Below are 18,793 nucleotides of genomic sequence, written 5' to 3' on the forward strand. Positions count from 1 at the left end.
CCCGAGAATCAATCAAAAACAGTAGGGGGCTCGGGGGAGTTCTCTTCCCCGGCCTTTTTTCCCGACGGCAGCGCCAGAATGGCCGGCAGCGGCAGCGCCGGCCATGGCCGCACCACCCCCGGCAAAGCCAGCTCCGTCCACAGCCCCGCCGGAATACCACGGGCCAGCGCCACGGCCGCCGGCACGCCGTGGCCCGCGCCGAGATCCGCCAGGGCCCGCACGCTGTCCGGCCCGGCCGCCGCCAGCCCTTGCGGCCAGACGGGCAGCACCTCTTCCGGCAGGTCGAGCCGGGCGCGCAGCCGGGCCAGGGGTTCCAGCGGCGGCGCGTCCACCACCACGGCCAGCTGCAGCCCGGCCCTGGCCGCCACCGGCAGCGCGGCGGCGATGGCGCGTGCCAGCAGGTCCGGCGGGGCGCCGATGCCGTCCAGCGCCAGCACGGGGGCCGTGGCGGACAGCGCCGGGTCCGGCACCGCCGGCACGCTCTCGGCCAGGGCCAGCCCGCCGGCGCGGTGGGCCCAGGCGGCGGCCTCGGCTTCCGTGAAGGGCAGCAGGGCGATGCCGGCTTCGGGCGGCAGGATGCGAAGCTGGTCCAGAAGGGCCGGGTCGTCCGCCAGCACCGCGCGCAGCCCGGGCACCCGAGCGGCGAGGCCCGCCGCCACCGCCTGCAGCCCATTGGCGACGCCGAACACCGCCGGGCCTGGCCGGTGCCGCCCGGGGCGGGGCGGCCAGCCCACCAGCAGGTCCAGCGCCACATGGCCCTCGCCCAGCAGCAGCAGGCGCGCCTGGTCCGGCTCGTCCTGCGGCTCCGGGCGGTATTCCAGCACGAAGCCGGTGGCCCCGCCCGCCGCGGGCAGCAGGGTGGCGTCCAGCCAGCGCTGGCCATCCGGGCTGAAGCGCAGGGCGGCCAGGGGGGCGGCGGCCCGGGCCTCGCCATGCAGCAGGCGCCAGCCATCGGCGATCGTGTCGGCGTGCAGGGTGCAGCCGGCCGCGGCCGCGGGCGGCGGCGGCGGGTTGTCCAGCCGCATCTGTTGCCGGAGCTGGCCGAATTCCCCGATGGCCCGCAGCACCACCGGGTGGCGGTCCAGGCCCGGCGGGGCGATCACCACGGCATCCACCACGTCATCCCCGGCCTGTGTCCAAAGCAGCGGCAGCACCGGGCCGCCGGGGCTGTGTGCCCGCAGCTCCCGCACCGGCCCGGGCCAAACGGCACGCAGGCTCAGCAACAGGTCGCCGCCGCTGGAACGGTGGGCGGCGCCCAGCCGCAGCGGCATCAGCGCGTTTTCCGACGATGATGCGGTGGCGGTGCCGGGGCGGGGCGCCACGGCCTCCGCGCCGCGCAGCAGGATGTCGGCCAGCAGGGCCGGGGCCGCGTCCGGCGGCCAGAGTTCCACGCGCCAGCCGGGGAGCGAGGCCACTACGGCCGTACCGCCCAGCAGCATCCCGCCCCCCGGTGCCAGGGCGGCGGGCCATGCCGGGGGCCAGTCATCCGGCTCCAGAAGGCAAAGCCGCGTGCCGGGCGCGCGGGCCAAGGCGGCGGCGATCATGTTATCGCCCTGCTCCGCCGGCGCGGCCAGCAGGAGCCAGTCGGGTGGCCCGGGCGGCAGGGCGGCCAGTGTCCTGAGCCCGCCCGGCGTCTCGGGCGGCAGATGCTCGGCCACCAGCAGCACGTCGCAGCCGCAGGCGGCCAGCGCCCCGGCCACGCGCAGCGCGTGCCGGCGTCCGGCCGCCCCATGGCGGGGCAGCGAAGGCACGACCACGGCGATGCAGAGGGCGGGGGGCATGGCGGCGATAGTGTCGCACGCGGGCGGCGGGGGGGGCCAGCCGGGGGGGGATCAAGCTCGGGGGAAACAATTCCCCCGAGCCGCCATCTCGTGTTCGGCGTGTCGGATCTGCCCCGGGTGAGCCGGGGCGCGGAGGCTCCCGTCCTCGGGGCGCTTACACCACGTAGCCCAGGGCGCGGTCGCGGGCCTGCTGCGCCTCGGGCCGCGCGTCCGGGGGGCCGAAGCCGCCGCCGCCGGAGGTTTCCAGGCGGATCACGTCGCCCCGTTGCAGGCGCAGGTTGTTGACCTTGGAGCCGAGCAAACGGGTTTCACCGTCGCGCAGCAGCGTCAGGCGGCCGGTGCTGCCGGGTTCGCCGCCATCCAGGCCGTAGGGGCGGAACTTGAAGCGCTCGCCATTGGCGGTGAAGACCGCCGCCGGGCAGTCCACCCGCCATTCGCGCACCAGGCCGAGGCCGCCGCGGTGCCGCCCGGCGCCGCCGGTACCGGGCAACAGGGCGTAGCGGGTGATGATCAGCGGCAGCTCGCTTTCGATCATCTCGACCGGGATGTTGGAATTGTTGTGCATGCCGGAGGTGAAGGCATGCAGCCCATCCTGTTCCGGGTGGCCGCCGCTGCCGCCGACCTCGATCTCCACCAGCACGCCGCGCGAGCCGTCTTCCCTCAGCGCCTGAAAGGAGCAGACGTAGGACACGCCGTAATAGGCCGCCGGCACCCGCCCCGGCACCGCCTGGTGCAGCGCGCCGAGCAGCGTGGTGGCGAGGCGGTGCGTGGCGGCGATGCGGTTGGCCACCGGCGCCGGGTGACGGGCGTGGACGATGCTGCCTTCCCGCGCCTCCACCGTGATGGGGCGGTAGCAGCCGGCATTGGCGGGGATCGGCTCGTCCGCCACCGCCATGACGGCGTAGGACACGGCGGAGGCGGAGGAAGCCAGGGTGGCGTTGACCGGCCCCAGCGCCTGGTCGCCGCAGCCGGAAAGGTCCACCAGCATCTCCTCGCCGCGCACGGTGATGGCGGCGTGGATGCGGATGGGGCGGTCCTCGATGCCGTCGTCGTCGAGAAAGTCCTCGAACTCATAGCGGCCATCGGGGATGCGGCCGATCATGGCGCGCATGGCGCGTTCGGAGCCGTCCAGCATCTGCGCGCAGGCCTGCACGATGGTGGCGCCGCCGAAGCGCGCGGCGAGCTTTTGCAGGTTAGCGACGCCAACAGCCAGCGAGGCCATCTGCGCCTGCAGGTCGCCCCACAGGATCTCGGGCTGGCGGACGTTCTGGCGCATCATCGCCAAAAGGTCCTCGTTCAGCGCGCCGCGCTTGTAGAGCTTCAGCGGCGGGATGCGCAGGCCTTCCTGGAACACCTCGGTGGCCGTGGCGGCGTAGGAGCCGGCGGCCATGCCGCCCATATCCAGGTGGTGGCACAGCGTGCCGACGATGGCGATGCGCGCGCCGTCCACGAAGACGGGGCGGAAGGCCAGGATGTCCGGCATGTGCTGGCCGCCGCAATAGGGGTCGTTGGTGACGACGACGTCGCCCTCTTCCCAGAGGTCCAGCGAAAGGTGGTCGCGCACCACGGAAAGCAGCCCGGCGCTCATGGAGTTCAGGTGCTGCGGGATGCGGGCGGATTGCGCGACGTTGTAGCCGTCGCGGTCGAAGATGGCGGTGGAATAATCCAGCAGCTCGCGCACCACCGTTGAGCGGCTGGTGCGCCACACCGTCACGTCCATCTCGGCGGCGGCGGCGGTCAGGCCGTTGCGCAGGATCTCCAGCTCGACAGGTCCGAGGGGGCTCATGCGGCATCCTTTCGCGCGACCAGCGTGGCGTCGGGGCCCGGCGCGCAGCGCCAGCCGGGGGCGACGTAGATGGTGGTGTATTCCTCCTCGATCAGCGCCGGGCCGGCGATGGCGGCGGTGACCTGCTCGCGCTGGTGCACCTCCGCCTGTTGCCATTGTCCGTCGAGGAAGATGCGCCGCGCCTCCGGCACCCGCGTGGCGCCGAGATGCTCGCCCCGTGCGGCGGCGACCTGCGGCAGCAGCCCCGTGGCGGTCAGGCGCAGCGCCACCATCTCCACCGGCGCGGCCTCGTTGCTGTAGGAGAAGCGGCGCTCATGCAGCGCGTGGAAACCATCGATGAGGGTGGCGAGGCTGTCCTCCTCCACCGCCACATCGCCCCAGGGCACCACCAGCTCGAAGGCCTGGCCGCGGTAGCGCATGTCGGCGGCCAGCGAGAAGCGGCGGTCGGCCTCCAGCACGCCGTCCTCGGCCAGCAGCGCCGCGCCTTGCGCGCGCAGCGTGGCGGCACCCTCGCGCAGTGCCGGCAGGCTGGCGGCGGTGGCCGGCTGCACACGGGACAGCGCCAGGTCGTGCACGATGTTGGAATGGAGGATGCCGAAGGCGGAAAAGGTGCTGGCGTCGGCGGGAAAGATCACTTCCGTTACGCCCAGCTCCTCGGCCAGCGGGATGGCGTGCAGCCCGCCGGCGCCGCCAAAGGACAGCAGGCTGAAGGCGCGCGGGTCCAGCCCCTTCTCGAACAGGCTGAGCCGGGTGGCGGAGGCCAGCGCCGCGTTGACCACGGTGAGGATGCCCTCCGCCGCCGCATCCGCGCCCAGCCCCAGCGACCGCGCCACGCGGGTGTCGATGGCCGCGCGCGCCCCCTCCTCGTCTAGCGCCATGGCGCCGCCCAGGAAGAAGCGCCCGTCCAGCCGGCCCAGCGCGAGGTTCACGTCCGTCACCGCCGGTTCCGTGCCGCCGCGCCGGTAGCAGACCGGGCCGGGGCGCGAGCCCGCCGAGCGCGGCCCGACGGTCAGCCGCCCGCCGCTGTCCACCGCCGCGATCGAGCCGCCGCCGGAGCCGATGGTGCGGATCTCGATCATCGGCAGCCGCACCGGCAGCCCGTCGATCTCGCCCTGGGTCTTCAGCGTCACCTGCCCGTCCTGCACCACGCAGATGTCGAAGCTGGTGCCGCCCATGTCGACGCCGACGAGGTTGGGCCGGCGCAAAAGCCCCGCCGCCCGCTGCGTCGCCAGCGCGCCGCCGCTGGGGCCAGACAAAAGCAGCCGCACCGGCTGGCGCGCCGCCATGGCGGGCGAGCAGACGCCGCCGTTGGACTGCACCAGCAGCAGCCGCGCTGAAAGCCCCGCCTCCGCCATGCGCTCCGCCAGGCGGGCCAGGTAGCGGCCCACCACCGGCATCAGCAGCGCGTTCAGCACGGTGGTCGAGCTCCGCTCGTATTCGCGGATTTCCGGGCTGACCTCGGAAGACACGCTGACCGGCAGGCCCGGGAAAGCGGCCTGCACCCGCTCGGCCAGCAGCGCCTCATGCGCGCGGCTGGCGTTGGCGTTCAGCAGCGTGATGGCGATGGCCTCCGGCTCGCAGCGCCGCGCGGCCGCGATGGCCTCGGCGATGGCGGCTTCCTCCAGCGCGGTTTCCACGCTGCCATCGGCGCGCATCCGCTCGCGCACGCCAAGCCGCCGGTCGCGCGGGATCAGGGGCGGCTCCTGGTGCTGCTTCAGCCCGTAGACATCGCGCCGCGTGTGGCGGCCAATCTCCAGCACGTCCTCGAACCCCGCCGTGGTCAGCAGCACGCCGCGTGCGAGGCGCCGCTCCAGCACCGCATTGGTGGCGATGGTGGTGCCATGCAGCAGCAGGCGGATGTCCGGCAGCGTGAAGCCGAAGCGTGCCGCGGCCTCCGCGATGCCGGTCATCAGCCCGATGGAGGGATCCTCCGGCGTGGTGGGCGTCTTCAGGCTGTGCAGGGTGCCGTTGCGCTCGTCGAGGATCTGCAGGTCGGTGAAGGTGCCACCGATGTCGATGCCGATGCGGATGTGCATTCAGGGCCTGTCCGGGAAAGATGGTGTCACGTGGCTCTCGAGAGGGGCGCTGCCCCTCTCGAACTCTCCCCGCCAGGGGCCTGAGGCCCCTGGACCCCCATTCTTTCAAAAGGGGGTGCAGGGGATTCAATCCCCTGCCGGGGGCGTTTGAGGGGGCAGCGCCCCCCCAAGGGCCACGAGCGCGTCAGATGCCAAGATAAGCGCGCCGCACATCGGCATGCCCTGCGATCTCCGCCGCCGGGCCGGACATGACGATGCGTCCGGTCTGCAACACATAGGCACGGTCGGCGATGGCCAGGGCCTCGACCAGCCGCTGCTCCACCAGCAGCACCGTGACGCCGAGGTCGCGGATGCGTGTCACGGCGGCCAGGATGTCGTCCACCAGCTTGGGCATGATGCCCTGGCTGGGCTCGTCCAGCATCAGCAGGCGGGGCTGGGTCATCAGCGCGCGGCCGATCGCCAGCATTTGCTGCTCGCCGCCCGACAGCGTGCCGGCCTGCTGCGGCAGGCGCTCCTTCAGCCGGGGGAACAGCTCAAAGACCAGCTCCAGCGGCTTGAAGCGGTCGGCGGTGCCGCGCTTGGCATAGGCGCCGAGGCGTAGGTTGTCCTCCACCGACAGGCGCGGGAACAGCCGCCGCCCTTCCGGCACCAGGTTGACGCCGAGGCGGGCGATCTGGTGCGAGGGCAGGCGCTTGAGGTCGGTGTCCTCGAAGCGGATGCTGCCCTCCGTCGCCACCTGCCCGGCGATGGCCTTCAGCAGCGTCGACTTGCCGGCGCCGTTGGCACCCACCACGGCGACGATCTCGCCATGGCCCACCGCCACGTCGATGCCCTGCAGCGCCTTCAGCCCGCGATAGCTGGCGGAGAGTCCCTCAAGCCGCAGCATAGCGGTCTCCCAGATAGGCGCGGATCATCTCGGGGTTCTTCACCACCTCCTGCGGCGCGCCGGTGGTCAGCACCTTGCCCAGGTTCAGCACCACGGCGCGGTCGATCAGCGGCAGCAGCACCTCCATCACGTGCTCAACCATGATGATGGTGACGCCCTGATCCCGCACGTCGCGGATCAGTTGCACGCCGGACTGCGCCTCGGCGGGCGTGAGGCCGGTCAGCATCTCGTCCAGCAGCAAGAGGCGGGACTTGGTGGCCAGCGCGCGCGCCACCTCTAGCTTGCGCTTCTCGGGCGGGGTCAGGGAGATGGCGGGGGTGTCGATGCGCCCGGTGAGGCCAGCGAAGTCTATCACCTTTTCCGCCTCCGCCATCGCCGCGGCGGCGCGGCGGGTGCGGGTGAAGGCGCCGACCATGACGTTCTCCAGCACCGTCATGGAATCGAAGGAGCGCACCACCTGGAAGGTGCGGGCGATGCCGCGCTTGGTCGCCTCCACCGGGCCGAGGCCGGAGATGCGCTGGCCGTCCAGCCGGATCTCACCGCTGTCCGGCGTGACCTCGCCCGAGATGGAGTTGAACAGCGAGGTCTTGCCCGCGCCGTTGGGCCCGATCAGCCCGAGGATCTCACCCTGGATGACATCGAAGCTGATGTCGCTGTTGGCCTGCACGCCGCCGAAGCGCTTGCTGACGTTGCGGACCTCAAGCAGCGCGGCCATGGGCGCCTCCCCCGGCTTGGCTCTTCACGCCGAGTAGGCTGACCAGCCCCTGCGGCCGGGCCAGCGCCACCAGCATGATCAGCGCGCCGTAGATCATCAGGTCCACGCCACTGCCCGACCCGCCGAGATAGGAGCGCGACAGCTCCGACACCGGGATCAGCACCGCCGCCCCCAGCACCGGCCCCCACAACGTGCCGACACCGCCCAGCACCGCGGGCAAGGCGATCAGGATGGAGAAGTGCCCGGCCAGGATGCTGTCCGGATCGATGTAGCCGACATACTGCGCGTAGATCGCGCCGCCCATGCCGGTGAGGAAGCCGCTGATCGCGGCCGCCGCCATCTTGGAGGGAAAGATGCGCACGGCGAGCGAACGCGCCGCCGTCACATCGTCCTTCACCGCGCGCCAGGAATAGCCCCAGCGCGAGCCCTCGATCACCCAGGCGACGATCCAGGCCAATGTCGCGAAGGCCAGCGTGATGTAGTGCCAGGGCAGTTTGGAGATGCGGAACTGCATGGTCACCCAGCTGTCCGGCCCCAGTGGCACATAGATGCCCGAGGCACCCCCCACCCAGTCCCAGTTGAGGAATAAGAGGTAGCCGATCTCGCCCACCACCACGGTCGCGATGGCGTAGTAGTGCCCGGACAGCCGGAAGCACGGCCAGCCGACCAGCAGCGCGCCCAGCCCGCCCACCGCACCGCCGAGGAACATGCCCAGCAGCGGCGGCACGCCGGCATAGACGAAGAGCATGGTGGAGACGTAGCCGCCGAGGCCGAAATACAGCGCGTGGCCCAGCGAGATCTGCCCGCAATAGCCGCCGAGGATGTTCCAGGCCTGGCTCAGCCCGGCGTAGAGCAGCGTCAGAATGATCAGGTTCTGCGCGTAGACGTCCGACACGCCGAGCGGCAGCGCGGCGAGCACCGCCAGCAGAACGGCGCCGACCAGCAGCTCCCGCCGCCGGCGCTTGACGATGGCGTTGGCGCGAATGGCGATGGTCATCACATCTTCCCGAACAGGCCGCGCGGGCGGACCGTGAGCACCAGCATGTACAGCACGAACATGCCGACCTGCTTCAAGGAGGGTTCCAGCACCAGCGCCGTCAGTGCCTCGACCAGCCCGACCAGCAGCCCGGCCGCCAGCGCGCCGGCCAGACTGCCGAAGCCGCCCAGCGCCACGGTGACATAGGCGATGGTCGCGAAGTTCAGCCCGACATTGGGCGAGATGTAGTAGAAGTTGGCGAGCATCACGCCCGCCACGCCCACCGCCGCCGCCCCCATGCCCCAGCCGATCGCGAAGATGCGGTCGCGGTCGATGCCGATCAGCGCCACCGCGTCCCGGTCCTCCCGCGTCGCTTCCAGCGCGCGGCCGAACTCGGTGCGGGACACCAGCATCATCGCGGCGAACGCCGCCAGGCACACCACCGAGGCGACCAGCTGCGGCAGCGGCAGAAAGATGCCGGCGAGGTTGACGGTCTTGTCGCTCAGCCAGGTGCCCGTGACGGAATGGAATTCCGAGCCGAAGACGAACTGCGCGGCGCCGCGCAGAAAGATCGCCAGCCCGAAGGTGACGAAGATCTGCGACATGCCGCGGTTGAAGGTGACCGACAGCGCCCGGCCGATCAGCCCGCGATAGATCGCGACGCCGACGCCGAACAGGATGACGCCCACCACCGGCAGCAGCAGCAGCGGGTCCAGCCCGCTGACCTGCGTCAGCACCAGGGTCGCGAACATCGCCAGCATCAGCAGCTCGCCATGCGCGAAGTTCACCACGTCCATCAGGCCGAAGATCAGCGACAGGCCGGCGGCCACCAGCGCGTAGATCATGCCCATCAGCAGGCCGCTGGCGACGGCCTGCAGCACCAGTTCAGCGGTCATGCGCCGGTTACTGACCGACGTTCCAGACCACCGGCGTCGAGGCCACGTCGAACGGCCAGACGGTGCGGTAGGCGCCGCTGGTGATCTGCTGGATCACCGGCGTGCCCAGCAGGTTGTTGCCGGCGGCATCGAACTTCACGCCCTTCCAGGGCATCAGCGTCTGGTCGCCGGGGATGTCGGTGGCCTGCAGCGCCTTCTGCAGATCGGTGGCCTTGGTGGAACCCGCGCGGTTGATCGCGTCGGCCGCCACCTGGAAGGCGGTGAACTCGCGCGAGGTGTTGTCGTTCAGGTCCTTGTTCTGCCTCGCCTTGTACAGCGCGTTGATCGCCGGGATCGCCGGGCGCATCGCCACCGCGTCGCCCGCGAAGGAGGAACGGCTCATCACCCCTTCCGCCAGCGCGCCGACGCCGTTGATGAAGGCGCTTTCCTGGAAGCCCGCCGCCTGCGCCATGATCGCCTTCGGCTTGTAGCCGATCTCGTTCATCGCCCGCAGGATCAGGATGGCGTCGGTGGTGTAGGAAGACGGCATCAGCACGTCGGCATTGGCCGCCTTCAGCCGCTGCGCCTCGGAGGACAGCGTCGGTGAATTGGCGCGGTACTTGATGTCGGCCAGGATCTTCATGCCCGCATCCGTCGCCATCTTGCGCTGCACGTTGCTGCTGTCGATGCCGAAGATGCTGTCCTCGTAGAACAGCGAGACGGTCTGCGGCGCGCGGCCGGTCTTGGCGCCGACTTCCTTGTAGAAGTTGAACATCGCCTCGGTGAAAGTGACGTCGTTGGGCGAGGGGCGGAAGAACCACTTCAGCCCGCGCTGCGTCAGCGTCGGCGAGGAGTTGTCCGCCGAGATATAGGGAATCTCGTAACGCTCGGTCACCTGGCTGATGGTCGCGGCCGTGGCGCTGCTGAAGCTGCCAATGATCATCGCCACCTTGTCCTGCGTGATCAGGCGCTCCGCCTCGGCACGCGCCTTCTGCGGGTCGTTCTGATGATCGGCGAAGACCAGGCGCAGCTTGGCGCCACCGAGCTTCGGCAGCCCGCCGCCCTCGCCCAGCAGCAGCGGCATGCGGTCATGCGTGCCGTTGATGATCTCGGCCGCCAGCTCCATCACCGCCTTGGCGTCCTGCCCCACCTGGGCGCTGTTGCCGGTCAGCGGGTAGACCGCGCCGATCACCACCTCCTCGGCCGCGCTGGCCCGGCGGATGGAAAACAGCGGCAGGCTGGCGGCGCCCAGAAGAGCAGTGCGGCGGCTGAACATGCGGAACCTCATGGAGAAAGGATCGATGCAGGCACGTCTCGGCCCCGGCTTGGCGCGCGGGTCCTCTCGCTTCCAGTCAAGCAACTATCGGACCAGTGCCGCCGGCGCGCGGCCACGGGCGGCGCGGCGACAGCAATGCCCAAGGATGGTGCAACACTCCGCGCCCGACTGGCCAGAACCGTTTGCGGCCACGCCACGCGCGGCGGGCCCGCCGCCCGTGGGGGCGGCAGGCGCGGTGGCCGGCGGACGATGCGGCGCGTCAGGTCAGCGCGCGCAGGCTCCGCTGCATGCAGGCCTGCCAGGCGGCACCGGGCACGCCGTTGTCCAGCGCCGTGGCTTCCGTCACCGGCAGGCCGCGCGTGTTGAACACCGGCACGCGCGGCGAGGCGATGCCGCCCCAGGCCGCCAGCTCGCCATCCGTGAAGACGCGGCTGACCAAGCGGTTGAAGCCGCCCACCCGCAGCCCGAGATCGGCCACCGACACGCTGCAGCGGCTGGCCATCTGCGTCAGCGGGTCGATCTCCGGCGCGCAGGCGGGCAAGGCCAGCGCCGCCAGCAGCGGCAGAAGGGCAAGACGCGGCGACATCGGGGCTGCTCCATGCGAAACCAGCCGCCACGGTGGCACCGCCCCGCCCCATCGCGCAACCTGGGGTTGTGCCTCATTGGCGGGACTGGCCAGCCGTGACAGACTCGGCGCTCACGGCAGGGAGCGACCAGATGCGCGCAGCAATCCGCGGCACCGAGATCTTCTTCGACGTCGAGGGCATGGGGCTGGTGCCCGACGGCCCGGCCATGCGGGAACGCCCGGTGGCCATGGTGCTGCATGGCGGCCCGGGCGGCGACCACAGCGGCTTCAAGCCCGGCTTCTCGCCGCTGGCGGAGCGGATGCAGCTCGTCTACGTGGACCATCGCGGCCAGGGCCGCTCGGCCAAGGGAGACCCCGCCACCTACACGCTGGACCAGAATGTCGAGGACCTGGAGGCGCTGCGCCGGCATCTCGGCCTCGGCCCCGTCGTCTCGATCGGTACCAGCTACGGCGGCATGGTGGCGCTGGCGCATGCGGCGCGCTACCCGGACTCGGTGTCCCATCTCGTCGCCGTGGTCACCGCCGCCCATTCCGGCTTCAACGAACGAGCGCAGCAGATCGTGCGGGAACGTGGCACGCCGGAACAGCAGCGTGTCGCCGCCATGCTGTGGAACGGCGAGCTGACGACGCTGGATGCCGTGCAGACCTATTACGCCGTGATGGCGCCGCTATATTCCGTGTCCCACACCCCGGGCGGCGGCGCCGATGCCCGCGCCCGCACGCTGCACGAGCCCGCCGCGCTGAACGCCGCCTTCCGCCCCGGCGGCTTTCTGCGGGAACACTTCGACCTGCGGCCGGAACTGTCGCGCATCACGGCCAAGACGCTGATCCTGGCCGGGCGGCACGACTGGATCTGCGCACCGGAATTTTCCGAGGAGATCCACGCACTGATCCCGGGCTCCGACCTGCGGATCTTCGAGCGCAGCAGCCACTCGATCCGTGCGGATGAGCCGGAAGCGATGATGGACGCGATCAAGGGGTTCATCGTGTATTGAAGCAAGGCTGGGGGAAGGAATTCCCCCAGGCCCCCATCTTTTTTTTGGTATACTTGCCTGTGTAGCGGCTCGGAAGTTCCGCCTCCGAACTCCACGAAAAGCGCCCCGATCCCACGAGCCGCATCCGAAAACGGATCGGAAAAAAGAAGGGGTTTCAGGGGAATTCATTCCCCTGACCTTTCTCCCCGCTTTCAGTAATGCGTATGTCCCCAGAATGTCGGCGGCAGCGCTTCAAAGGCCGCCTGCGTTCCCGTCCGGCGGATCGCTGCCTCGGCTTCCGCCTGCACCGCGCGCAGCATGTCGCGCCAGCCGGTGTCGAGGATCTGGCTGTTTTCCACGAGCAGCTTGCCATCCACCATGACCTCCGACACGTCGGAGCCCTGGGCGAAGCAGACCACGCGGTGCACCGGCATGTGCAGGGGCATCATGTGCGGCTTGAACAGGTCCACCGTGATGATGTCCGCTTTCTTGCCCACCTCCAGCGAGCCGATCTCGTGGTCCAGGTGCAATGCCTTCGCGGCGTCGATCGTCACCATCTCCAGCACCTTGCCGACCGGCATCACCTTGTCGTCGCGGAAGTGGCGGCGGTGGTAGTGCATGCACTGCCACATGTTGCGGAACTGGTCGGCCGAGCGGTCGGGCGCCGTGGCATCGGTGCTGAGCATCACCAGCACGCCCATGTCGATCAGCTCGGGCGCCGGGCAGCGGCCGCGGATGGAGAAGTTGGCGGACGCGTTGTGCGCCACGCGCGTGCCGCTGTCCGCCAGCAGCCGCATCTCGTGGTCCGTGATGTCGATGCAGTGGGACAGCCACACATCCTCGCCCAGCGCGCCGGTCTGCTCCTGCAGCGTGGCGATGGAGCCGGTGCGGTGGCCATCCTGATGGAACATCACGCCCTTGGCGCGGGACAGCTCGCGCATCGCGCGGGTGTGGGCGAAGGTCTCCTCCGCCAGCTCGGGCGGCGATCCGGCGTGGTGCACGGGGGACAGCAGCGCGATGCGCAGCCGGCCTTCCGCGCCGCCGTGCCACGTGTCCACGGCGGCGGCGCAGACATCGCGGAAGGTTTCGAACGGCACCGCCTTTCGGTGGCGCGTTTCGCCTTCCCAGATCGAGTAATCCGCCGGAAAAGGGCCGCGCGGGTGGCCGACCACCACGATCTCGCGCACGCCCACGGATTCGACCGCCTGGCAATGCACGTCGACAAAGCGCAGGTCGTCGCAGCGCATGGCGGAATCGCCGCCGCCCATCAGCGCGACCGCGGTGGTGGTGCCGAAGCGCAGCCGCTCCGTCGCCGCCATGGCCGCTTCCAGCCGCCAGAACTCGGGGCCGGAGCCGTGGTTGTAGATGGCGTGCACCGTGTCGTACCACGCCTTGCTGTCGCCGCCGCCGGCGGTGCGGACCATGGCGTGGCCGGCATGGGTGTGGCCGTCGATGAAGCCGGGCAGCACCGCCTTGTGCCGGGCGTCGATCCGCCGGGCGGCGTGCGGGTGGCTGGCCGCCACCTCGGCGGTGGTGCCGACGGCGACGATGCGCCCGCCTTGCACCGCGACCGCGCCATCCTCGATCACCCGCCGCGCGGGGTCCATGGTGATGACGGTGCCGTGCTCGATGATCGTGTCGGCCATGCTGCCCCTGCCCTGTTGCGCGCGCAGCACCGGCCAGGATGCGGGCGAACTGCATCCCACGAGGCAGCAGCTGCGTCCTTCGCAGGCAGCCGCCATCCGGCCCGGCGCTCCGGCACTGTTGCGGATGGTTGCGGGGCGCGGCGGGCGGCGCCTAGCATGACATCCCTGTCATTGAGCATGTGCGGAGAGATGGTGATGCGCAAGGCCCCGTTCCTGTCCCTGGCGCTGATGCTGATCGGGGGCGCGGCGCAAGCGCAGGGCCCCGCGCTGCGCATCGCGGTCGGTGGTGCCTTCACCTCCATGGACCCGCACTACCACACGCTGACGCCCAACAACGCCATGAACAAGCACGTGTTCGACCGGCTGGTGGACACGGACGAGAACTTCCGCCTCCGCCCCGGGCTCGCGGAGTCCTGGGCGCCGGTGGGCGACACGGCGTGGGAATTCAAGCTGCGCCGCAACGTGCTGTGGCACGACGGCGCGCCCTTCACGGCGGCGGACGTGGTGGCGACCTTCGCGCGCGTGCCGGAGGTGCGCAACAGCCCCGGCAGCTTCGTGCTCTACATCCGTTCCGTGCAGCGGCTGGAGGTTGTGGACGACCACACCATCCGCCTGCACACCGCGGCCCCCTTTCCGCTGATGCCCAACCTGATGTCCGGCCTGCCCATCACCAGCCGCAAGGCGTTGCCCGCCACCGACACGGCCGAGTTCAACAGCGGCCGCGCCGCCATCGGCACCGGCCCCTACCGGCTGGTGTCGTATTCCCCTGGCAGCCAGGCGGTCTTCACCCGCAACCCGGACTGGTACGGTGCGCCGCAGCCGTGGTCGCGCGTCGATTACCGCGTGATCCCCAACGACGGCGCGCGCATCGCGGCGCTGCGCGCCGGCGACGTGGACGTGATCGACACCGTGCCGACGCGGGACGTGGAAACGCTGCGCGCCATCCCGAACCTGGCGATCGCCAGCAAGCCAGGGCTGCGCAACATCTTTCTCTACCTGGACCACGCGCGCGAGCACCCCCCCGGCGTCAGCGGCCCGAACGGCGAGGCGCTGGCGAACAACCCGCTGCGCGACAACCGCGTGCGGGAAGCGCTGTCGGTTGCCATCAACCGCCCGGCCATCGCGCGGCAGGTGATGAGCGGGCTGGCCACGCCGTCCGGGCAGTTCCTGGCCGCCGGCGTAATGGGCCACGACCCGCAAACCACCGCGCCCGCCTTTGACATGGCGCGCGCGCAGAAGCTGCTGGCGGAGGCGGGCTATCCCAATGGCTTCCGCATCGTGCTGGCCGGCCCCAACAACCGCTACATCAACGACGAGCAGGTGCTGCAGGCCGTGGCGCAGATGTGGTCGCGCATCGGCGTCAAGGCGGACGTGCAGGCGATGCCCTCCAACGTCTACTTCGCCCGTTCGGCGCGAGACGAGTTTCCCGTCGGCCTGTCCGGCTGGGGCACCAGCAGCGGCGAGCCGGACAGCCCCATGGTGGCGCTGATCGCCAGCAAGGACCCGGCGCGCGGGCGAGGCACCTCCAACCGCTCGGGCTATTCCAGCGCGGAATTCGACGGGCTGCTGGACCGCGCGCTGGAAACCATCGACCCCGCGGCGCGCGAGGAATTCTACCGCCAGGCCACGCGCGTCGCGATGCGCGACCACGCCATCATCCCGCTGCACCACCAGGTCAACGTCTGGGCCTCGCGCCGCGCGGTGAAGGTGATCGCCCGCAACGACGAGGAAACCTACGCCATGTCGATGTCGCCCGCCGAATAAGGCGGTGGCCGCCTAGCCGCCGGGCAGCAGCGGCACGAAGCCCGCGATCAGCGCCGGCATCTCCGCCGGGGGCGCCGGCAGGCGCTCGGCCGGCAGCTCCAGGCTGTCCAGCACCTGCCCGGCGCGCGTCAGCACCGTCAGGCGCAGGGCGGCGGGCAGCACCTCCGCCCGGCACACCACCTCGGCCTCCGGCGCTTCCTGGCGCGCCATGTCCACGAAGTCGCGGATCTCCTGCAGCCCGCCGGTCTGCTCCCCCGCTTCTTCCAGGAAGTCCTCGATCTCGTCTGCGGTTTCCGAGAAGGGCACCAGCGCCAGCGGCACGCAGTCGCCGGCTTCGAAGGCCTTCGCGCGCCAGCGCTCGAACACCGCGCTGCTGGCGGCCTGCTCGGGCGTCTCGGGCGCGTCCTCGGCCGGCGGCTCGGGCAGGCCGTCGGCGACGATCTGTTCCCAGCCCGGCGTGTCCCAGTCCAGTTGCAGCCCGACCAGCGCACCGAAGCCGGCCTCGGACAGCGCGGCCTCGGCCGCCACCGGCAGATCCGCCGGCTCGCGCCCCGCCAGCAGGTCCAGCAGCACGCGGCGCACGGCGCCGGGGGCCAGCGCTTCCAGCGCCGCCGGGTTGCGCCATTCAGGCAGGAAGCGCAACTCCAGGCCTTCCGGCAACGCGCCGGACGCGACCAGGCTGTGGCCCAGCGACACGGCGTCCGGCACCGCGCCCGGCGGCAGGGCCACCGGCAGCGCCACCAGCTCCGCCCAGCCGGACGGGCCGAGGCGCGCGCCTTCCGCCACCACCTGCAGGTCGCGCGCCAAGTCGCCGGCGGCATCCTCGCCGTAGCGCTGGGCAACCTTGCGCATCGCCTGTTCCAGCACGCCGTCGCGCCCGGCGGCCACCAGCTCCTCGGCCAGACGGTCGAAGGCGCTGCCGTCCTCGTCCGCGAAGGCGCGCATCAGCCGGTCGGCGGGCGTGCCGGCCGCCCGGTCGCGCGGCGGCGGCGGCGCGGGCGGCAGGCCCAGCGCCGCCATGGCGGCATCGCCCTGCAGCAACCCGGCGCGGTCGCGCCATGCGCGGCGGGTGGCGGGGGTGTCGTCCCGCCCTTCCATCCAGCGTCGAAAGGCGCCGCGGCCGGCCCGCTGCACCAGCACCGCCACGCCGTGCTCCGCCAGCGCCGCCGCCACGGCGCGGTTGATGGCGGCCACCGTTTCCAGCGGCGGCGCGCCGGGGTGCATCAGGTCCAGCGTGTCGGCATCCGGGTATTCGGTCAGCACCACGGCGCCCAGCCGGTCGGCAATGCTGTGCGCCAGCGCCACGGCCTCGGCGACCGCATCGTCTTCAGCTTGGGTCATGGGAAAGACTGTCTCCAGATTGAATGGCGGGGGCCGCGGCGGCGGTGCGGCCTACCCCGCCGCCCGCCGCGGCGCGTTGATCAATTCGCGGATGCGCGCGCCCAGCGCATCCAGCGTGAAGGGCTTGGTCATCACCTGCATGCCCGGGTCGGGCCTGACGCCGGGGGCGGGCTGGCTCATCACCGCGCTTTCCGCGTAGCCGGTGATGAACAGCACCCGCAGGTCCGGCCGCAGGCTGCGCCCGGCATCGGCCAGCTGGCGCCCGTTCATGCCGCCAGGCAGCCCGACATCGCTGATCATCAGGTCGATGCGCGCGTCGGAGCGCAGCACGGCCAGGCCGCTCGGCCCGTCCACCGCCTCGATCGCGGCATAGCCGAGGTCCTGCAGAACCTCGGCCACCAGCATCCGCACGCTGGCCTCGTCATCCACCACCAGCACCGTCTCGCCCGCCTGCGCGGGCGGGGCGGGCGGCACGGCGGCCAGCGCGGCGTCGTCCACGGCGCCGTCGTGGCGCGGCAGGAACAGGCAGATGCGGGTGCCCTGGCCCGGGGCCGACTCGATATGCGCCTGGCCGCCCGACTGCCGCGCGAAGCCGTAGATCATGGACAGGCCGAGCCCGGTGCCGGCGCCCACCGGCTTGGTGGTGAAAAAGGGATCAAAGGCGCGCGCCATCACTTCCGGCGTCATGCCGGTGCCGGTGTCCTGCACGCACAGCGTCACAAAGGCACCGGGCGGCAGTTCCAGCAGGGCGGCCTCCGCCGCGTCCAGGTGGCGGTTGGCGGTGGTGATCCGCAGGCTGCCGCCGTCGGGCATCGCGTCGCGCGCGTTGATGCACAGGTTGAGCAGCGCGTTTTCCAGCTGGTTGGGATCGACCAGCGTGTTCCACAGCCCCTCGCCGCCCGCCGTTTCCAGGGCGATGCCGGGGCCCACCGTGCGGGCGATCAGCTCCTCCATGCCGGCCACCAGCCGGTTCAGCGCGGTGGGCTTGGGGTCCAGCGTTTGGCGGCGCGAAAAGGCCAGCAGCCGGTGCGTCAGCGAGGCCGCGCGCGCCGCCGCCGCCTGCGCGGCCGTGATAAAGCGGTCCAGCTCGCCGATGCGCCCCTGGCGCGCGCGGGCGGCAAGCAGCTCCAGGTTGCCGCTGATGCCGGCGAGCAGGTTGTTGAAGTCATGCGCCAGCCCGCCGGTGAGCTGCCCCACGGCTTCCATCTTCTGTGCCTGGCGCAGCAGCTCCTCCGCATGCTCGCGCTGCCCGATCTCGGCCAGCATGGCGTCGTGCGCCTGCTTCAATGCGGCGGTGCGCTCGGCCACGCGCTCCTCCAACGTCTCGTTCAGCCGGCGCATGGCGTCCTCGGCGGCGCGGCGGTCGGTGATGTCGGAACACACGCCGACCAGCCGGACCCCGCGCCGGTCGCGCACCGAGCGGGCGCGCACCTCCGCCCAGTGCAGCCCGCCGTCGGGCCACACGGTGCGGTATTCCAAGGTGAAGTCGGTGCCCGCGTGCAGGGCGGCATCCACGACGGCCACCATCGCCGGGCGGTCCTGCGGGTGAATGGCGGCCAGCATGGCGCTGAAGTCCAGCGCGGCCTCTGGCGGAAAGCCGAACACCGCCTTGCCAGCGGCGGAAATGTCCAGCGTGCCGTTGGCCATGTCCAGCTCCCAGGAGCCGAGCCGCCCGGCGGCCAGCGCGGTGCGCAGCCGCTCCTCGCTTTCATGCAGCTGCTCGATGCGCATGCGCGCCTCGAACTGCCGCGCGCGGGCCTTCAGCGCGCTGCGGGCGATGCTGGCAAAGGTGGTGGGGTGGAAGGGCCGTTCCAGAAAGGTGGCGTTGCCCAGCAGCTCGGACAGCCGCGCCGCCGCGGGGTTGCGTTCCGGCCCGCCGCCCGAGCGGGTCAGCACGATGAAGGGCAGGTCGGACCAGGCGGGCTGCCCGGCCACGAAGCCGGCCAGCGGCCGCAGGTCGGCGTCGTTCAGCGCTTCCTCGGTCACCACCGCGAAGCAGGCATCCTCGTTCAGCGCCGCGATAAAGCCGCCGAGGTCGGGGCAGATGCGCGGATGCGCGCCGACTTCCGACAGCAGGGCCGCGGCGATCGCCGCATCGCGGCCCAGCGGGGCGTACACCAGGGTCGGCGGCCGGTGCGACAGCGGAATCGA

General features: G+C 71.4%; 14 protein-coding genes. 2 read left to right on the forward strand and 12 right to left on the reverse strand.

The genetic code is table 11. The features are described from left to right. Positions 1 to 8 precede the first annotated feature (8 nt). The 9 genes from IAI59_RS03110 to IAI59_RS03150 form a co-directional block, all read right to left on the reverse strand. Positions 9 to 1,781 (reverse strand): hypothetical protein, encoded by a 1,773-nt coding sequence (locus tag IAI59_RS03110; RefSeq protein ID WP_207418818.1) that lies wholly within the window; start codon positions 1,779 to 1,781, stop codon positions 9 to 11. Positions 1,782 to 1,935: 154 nt separating this feature from the next. Next, positions 1,936 to 3,567 carry a hydantoinase B/oxoprolinase family protein gene (locus IAI59_RS03115; protein ID WP_207418816.1) on the reverse strand — a complete coding sequence of 544 codons (1,632 nt, stop codon included), beginning with the start codon at positions 3,565 to 3,567 and terminating at the stop codon, positions 1,936 to 1,938. Further along, positions 3,564 to 5,603 (reverse strand): hydantoinase/oxoprolinase family protein, encoded by a 2,040-nt coding sequence (locus tag IAI59_RS03120; RefSeq protein WP_207418814.1) that lies wholly within the window; start codon positions 5,601 to 5,603, stop codon positions 3,564 to 3,566. The genes IAI59_RS03115 and IAI59_RS03120 overlap by 4 nt, the downstream gene beginning before the upstream one ends. Before the next feature lie 184 nt (positions 5,604 to 5,787). Continuing rightward, entirely contained in the window at positions 5,788 to 6,489 is a 702-nt protein-coding gene (locus IAI59_RS03125; protein ID WP_207418812.1) for an ABC transporter ATP-binding protein, read from the reverse strand. After that, entirely contained in the window at positions 6,476 to 7,204 is a 729-nt protein-coding gene (locus IAI59_RS03130) for an ABC transporter ATP-binding protein (protein ID WP_207418810.1), read from the reverse strand. The genes IAI59_RS03125 and IAI59_RS03130 overlap by 14 nt, the downstream gene beginning before the upstream one ends. Continuing rightward, on the reverse strand, positions 7,188 to 8,201 hold the full coding sequence (locus IAI59_RS03135) for a branched-chain amino acid ABC transporter permease (RefSeq protein WP_207418807.1): 1,014 nt from the start codon (positions 8,199 to 8,201) through the stop codon (positions 7,188 to 7,190). Before IAI59_RS03135 ends, IAI59_RS03130 begins: the two co-directional genes overlap by 17 nt. Then, the gene (locus IAI59_RS03140) at positions 8,201 to 9,076 is read right to left on the reverse strand and encodes a branched-chain amino acid ABC transporter permease (protein ID WP_207418805.1); all 876 of its coding nucleotides are present in this window, start codon (positions 9,074 to 9,076) and stop codon (positions 8,201 to 8,203) included. The genes IAI59_RS03135 and IAI59_RS03140 overlap by 1 nt, the downstream gene beginning before the upstream one ends. A 7-nt stretch (positions 9,077 to 9,083) precedes the next feature. Further along, complete coding sequence (locus IAI59_RS03145) at positions 9,084 to 10,331, reverse strand: ABC transporter substrate-binding protein (RefSeq protein WP_237180868.1); 1,248 nt, start codon at positions 10,329 to 10,331, stop codon at positions 9,084 to 9,086. Between the two features lie 259 nt (positions 10,332 to 10,590). Then, positions 10,591 to 10,917, reverse strand: coding sequence for a hypothetical protein (locus tag IAI59_RS03150; RefSeq protein WP_207418799.1), 327 nt, complete (start codon positions 10,915 to 10,917; stop codon positions 10,591 to 10,593). Positions 10,918 to 11,048: 131 nt separating this feature from the next. Between IAI59_RS03150 and IAI59_RS03155 the strand changes: the two genes are divergently transcribed. Further along, a complete protein-coding gene (locus IAI59_RS03155; protein ID WP_207418798.1) occupies positions 11,049 to 11,912 on the forward strand; it encodes an alpha/beta fold hydrolase in 864 nt (287 codons plus the stop codon). A gap of 191 nt (positions 11,913 to 12,103) precedes the next feature. On the opposite strand, the gene IAI59_RS03160 is transcribed toward IAI59_RS03155, so the two are convergent. Next, entirely contained in the window at positions 12,104 to 13,537 is a 1,434-nt protein-coding gene (locus IAI59_RS03160; RefSeq protein WP_207418797.1) for an amidohydrolase family protein, read from the reverse strand. 195 nt (positions 13,538 to 13,732) lie between these two features. Here IAI59_RS03160 and IAI59_RS03165 point away from each other — a divergent pair, with 195 nt between their 5' ends. Then, positions 13,733 to 15,301, forward strand: coding sequence for an ABC transporter substrate-binding protein (locus IAI59_RS03165; protein WP_237180866.1), 1,569 nt, complete (start codon positions 13,733 to 13,735; stop codon positions 15,299 to 15,301). Positions 15,302 to 15,313: 12 nt separating this feature from the next. Here the strand turns inward: IAI59_RS03165 and IAI59_RS03170 are convergent, their stop codons facing one another. Next, complete coding sequence (locus tag IAI59_RS03170) at positions 15,314 to 16,642, reverse strand: hypothetical protein (protein WP_207418794.1); 1,329 nt, start codon at positions 16,640 to 16,642, stop codon at positions 15,314 to 15,316. 51 nt (positions 16,643 to 16,693) lie between these two features. After that, positions 16,694 to 18,760 carry a hybrid sensor histidine kinase/response regulator gene (locus tag IAI59_RS03175; RefSeq protein WP_237181186.1) on the reverse strand — a complete coding sequence of 689 codons (2,067 nt, stop codon included), beginning with the start codon at positions 18,758 to 18,760 and terminating at the stop codon, positions 16,694 to 16,696. Positions 18,761 to 18,793 lie beyond the last annotated feature (33 nt).

It is taken from the genome of Roseomonas haemaphysalidis, from assembly GCF_017355405.1.
GTDB lineage: Bacteria > Pseudomonadota > Alphaproteobacteria > Acetobacterales > Acetobacteraceae > Pseudoroseomonas > Pseudoroseomonas haemaphysalidis.

What these genes read in the sequence shown, in the direction of transcription:
- IAI59_RS03110 (WP_207418818.1), bottom strand. Translation starts at nt 1,781, where the DNA reads ATGCCCCCCGCCCTCTGCATCGCCGTGGTCGTGCCTTCGCTGCCCCGC.
- IAI59_RS03170 (WP_207418794.1), bottom strand. Translation starts at nt 16,642, where the DNA reads ATGACCCAAGCTGAAGACGATGCGGTCGCCGAGGCCGTGGCGCTGGCG.
- IAI59_RS03115 (WP_207418816.1), bottom strand. Translation starts at nt 3,567, where the DNA reads ATGAGCCCCCTCGGACCTGTCGAGCTGGAGATCCTGCGCAACGGCCTG.
- IAI59_RS03145 (WP_237180868.1), bottom strand. Translation starts at nt 10,331, where the DNA reads ATGTTCAGCCGCCGCACTGCTCTTCTGGGCGCCGCCAGCCTGCCGCTG.
- IAI59_RS03150 (WP_207418799.1), bottom strand. Translation starts at nt 10,917, where the DNA reads ATGTCGCCGCGTCTTGCCCTTCTGCCGCTGCTGGCGGCGCTGGCCTTG.
- IAI59_RS03155 (WP_207418798.1), top strand. Translation starts at nt 11,049, where the DNA reads ATGCGCGCAGCAATCCGCGGCACCGAGATCTTCTTCGACGTCGAGGGC.
- IAI59_RS03120 (WP_207418814.1), bottom strand. Translation starts at nt 5,603, where the DNA reads ATGCACATCCGCATCGGCATCGACATCGGTGGCACCTTCACCGACCTG.
- IAI59_RS03165 (WP_237180866.1), top strand. Translation starts at nt 13,733, where the DNA reads ATGCGCAAGGCCCCGTTCCTGTCCCTGGCGCTGATGCTGATCGGGGGC.
- IAI59_RS03125 (WP_207418812.1), bottom strand. Translation starts at nt 6,489, where the DNA reads ATGCTGCGGCTTGAGGGACTCTCCGCCAGCTATCGCGGGCTGAAGGCG.
- IAI59_RS03130 (WP_207418810.1), bottom strand. Translation starts at nt 7,204, where the DNA reads ATGGCCGCGCTGCTTGAGGTCCGCAACGTCAGCAAGCGCTTCGGCGGC.
- IAI59_RS03140 (WP_207418805.1), bottom strand. Translation starts at nt 9,076, where the DNA reads ATGACCGCTGAACTGGTGCTGCAGGCCGTCGCCAGCGGCCTGCTGATG.
- IAI59_RS03160 (WP_207418797.1), bottom strand. Translation starts at nt 13,537, where the DNA reads ATGGCCGACACGATCATCGAGCACGGCACCGTCATCACCATGGACCCC.
- IAI59_RS03135 (WP_207418807.1), bottom strand. Translation starts at nt 8,201, where the DNA reads ATGACCATCGCCATTCGCGCCAACGCCATCGTCAAGCGCCGGCGGCGG.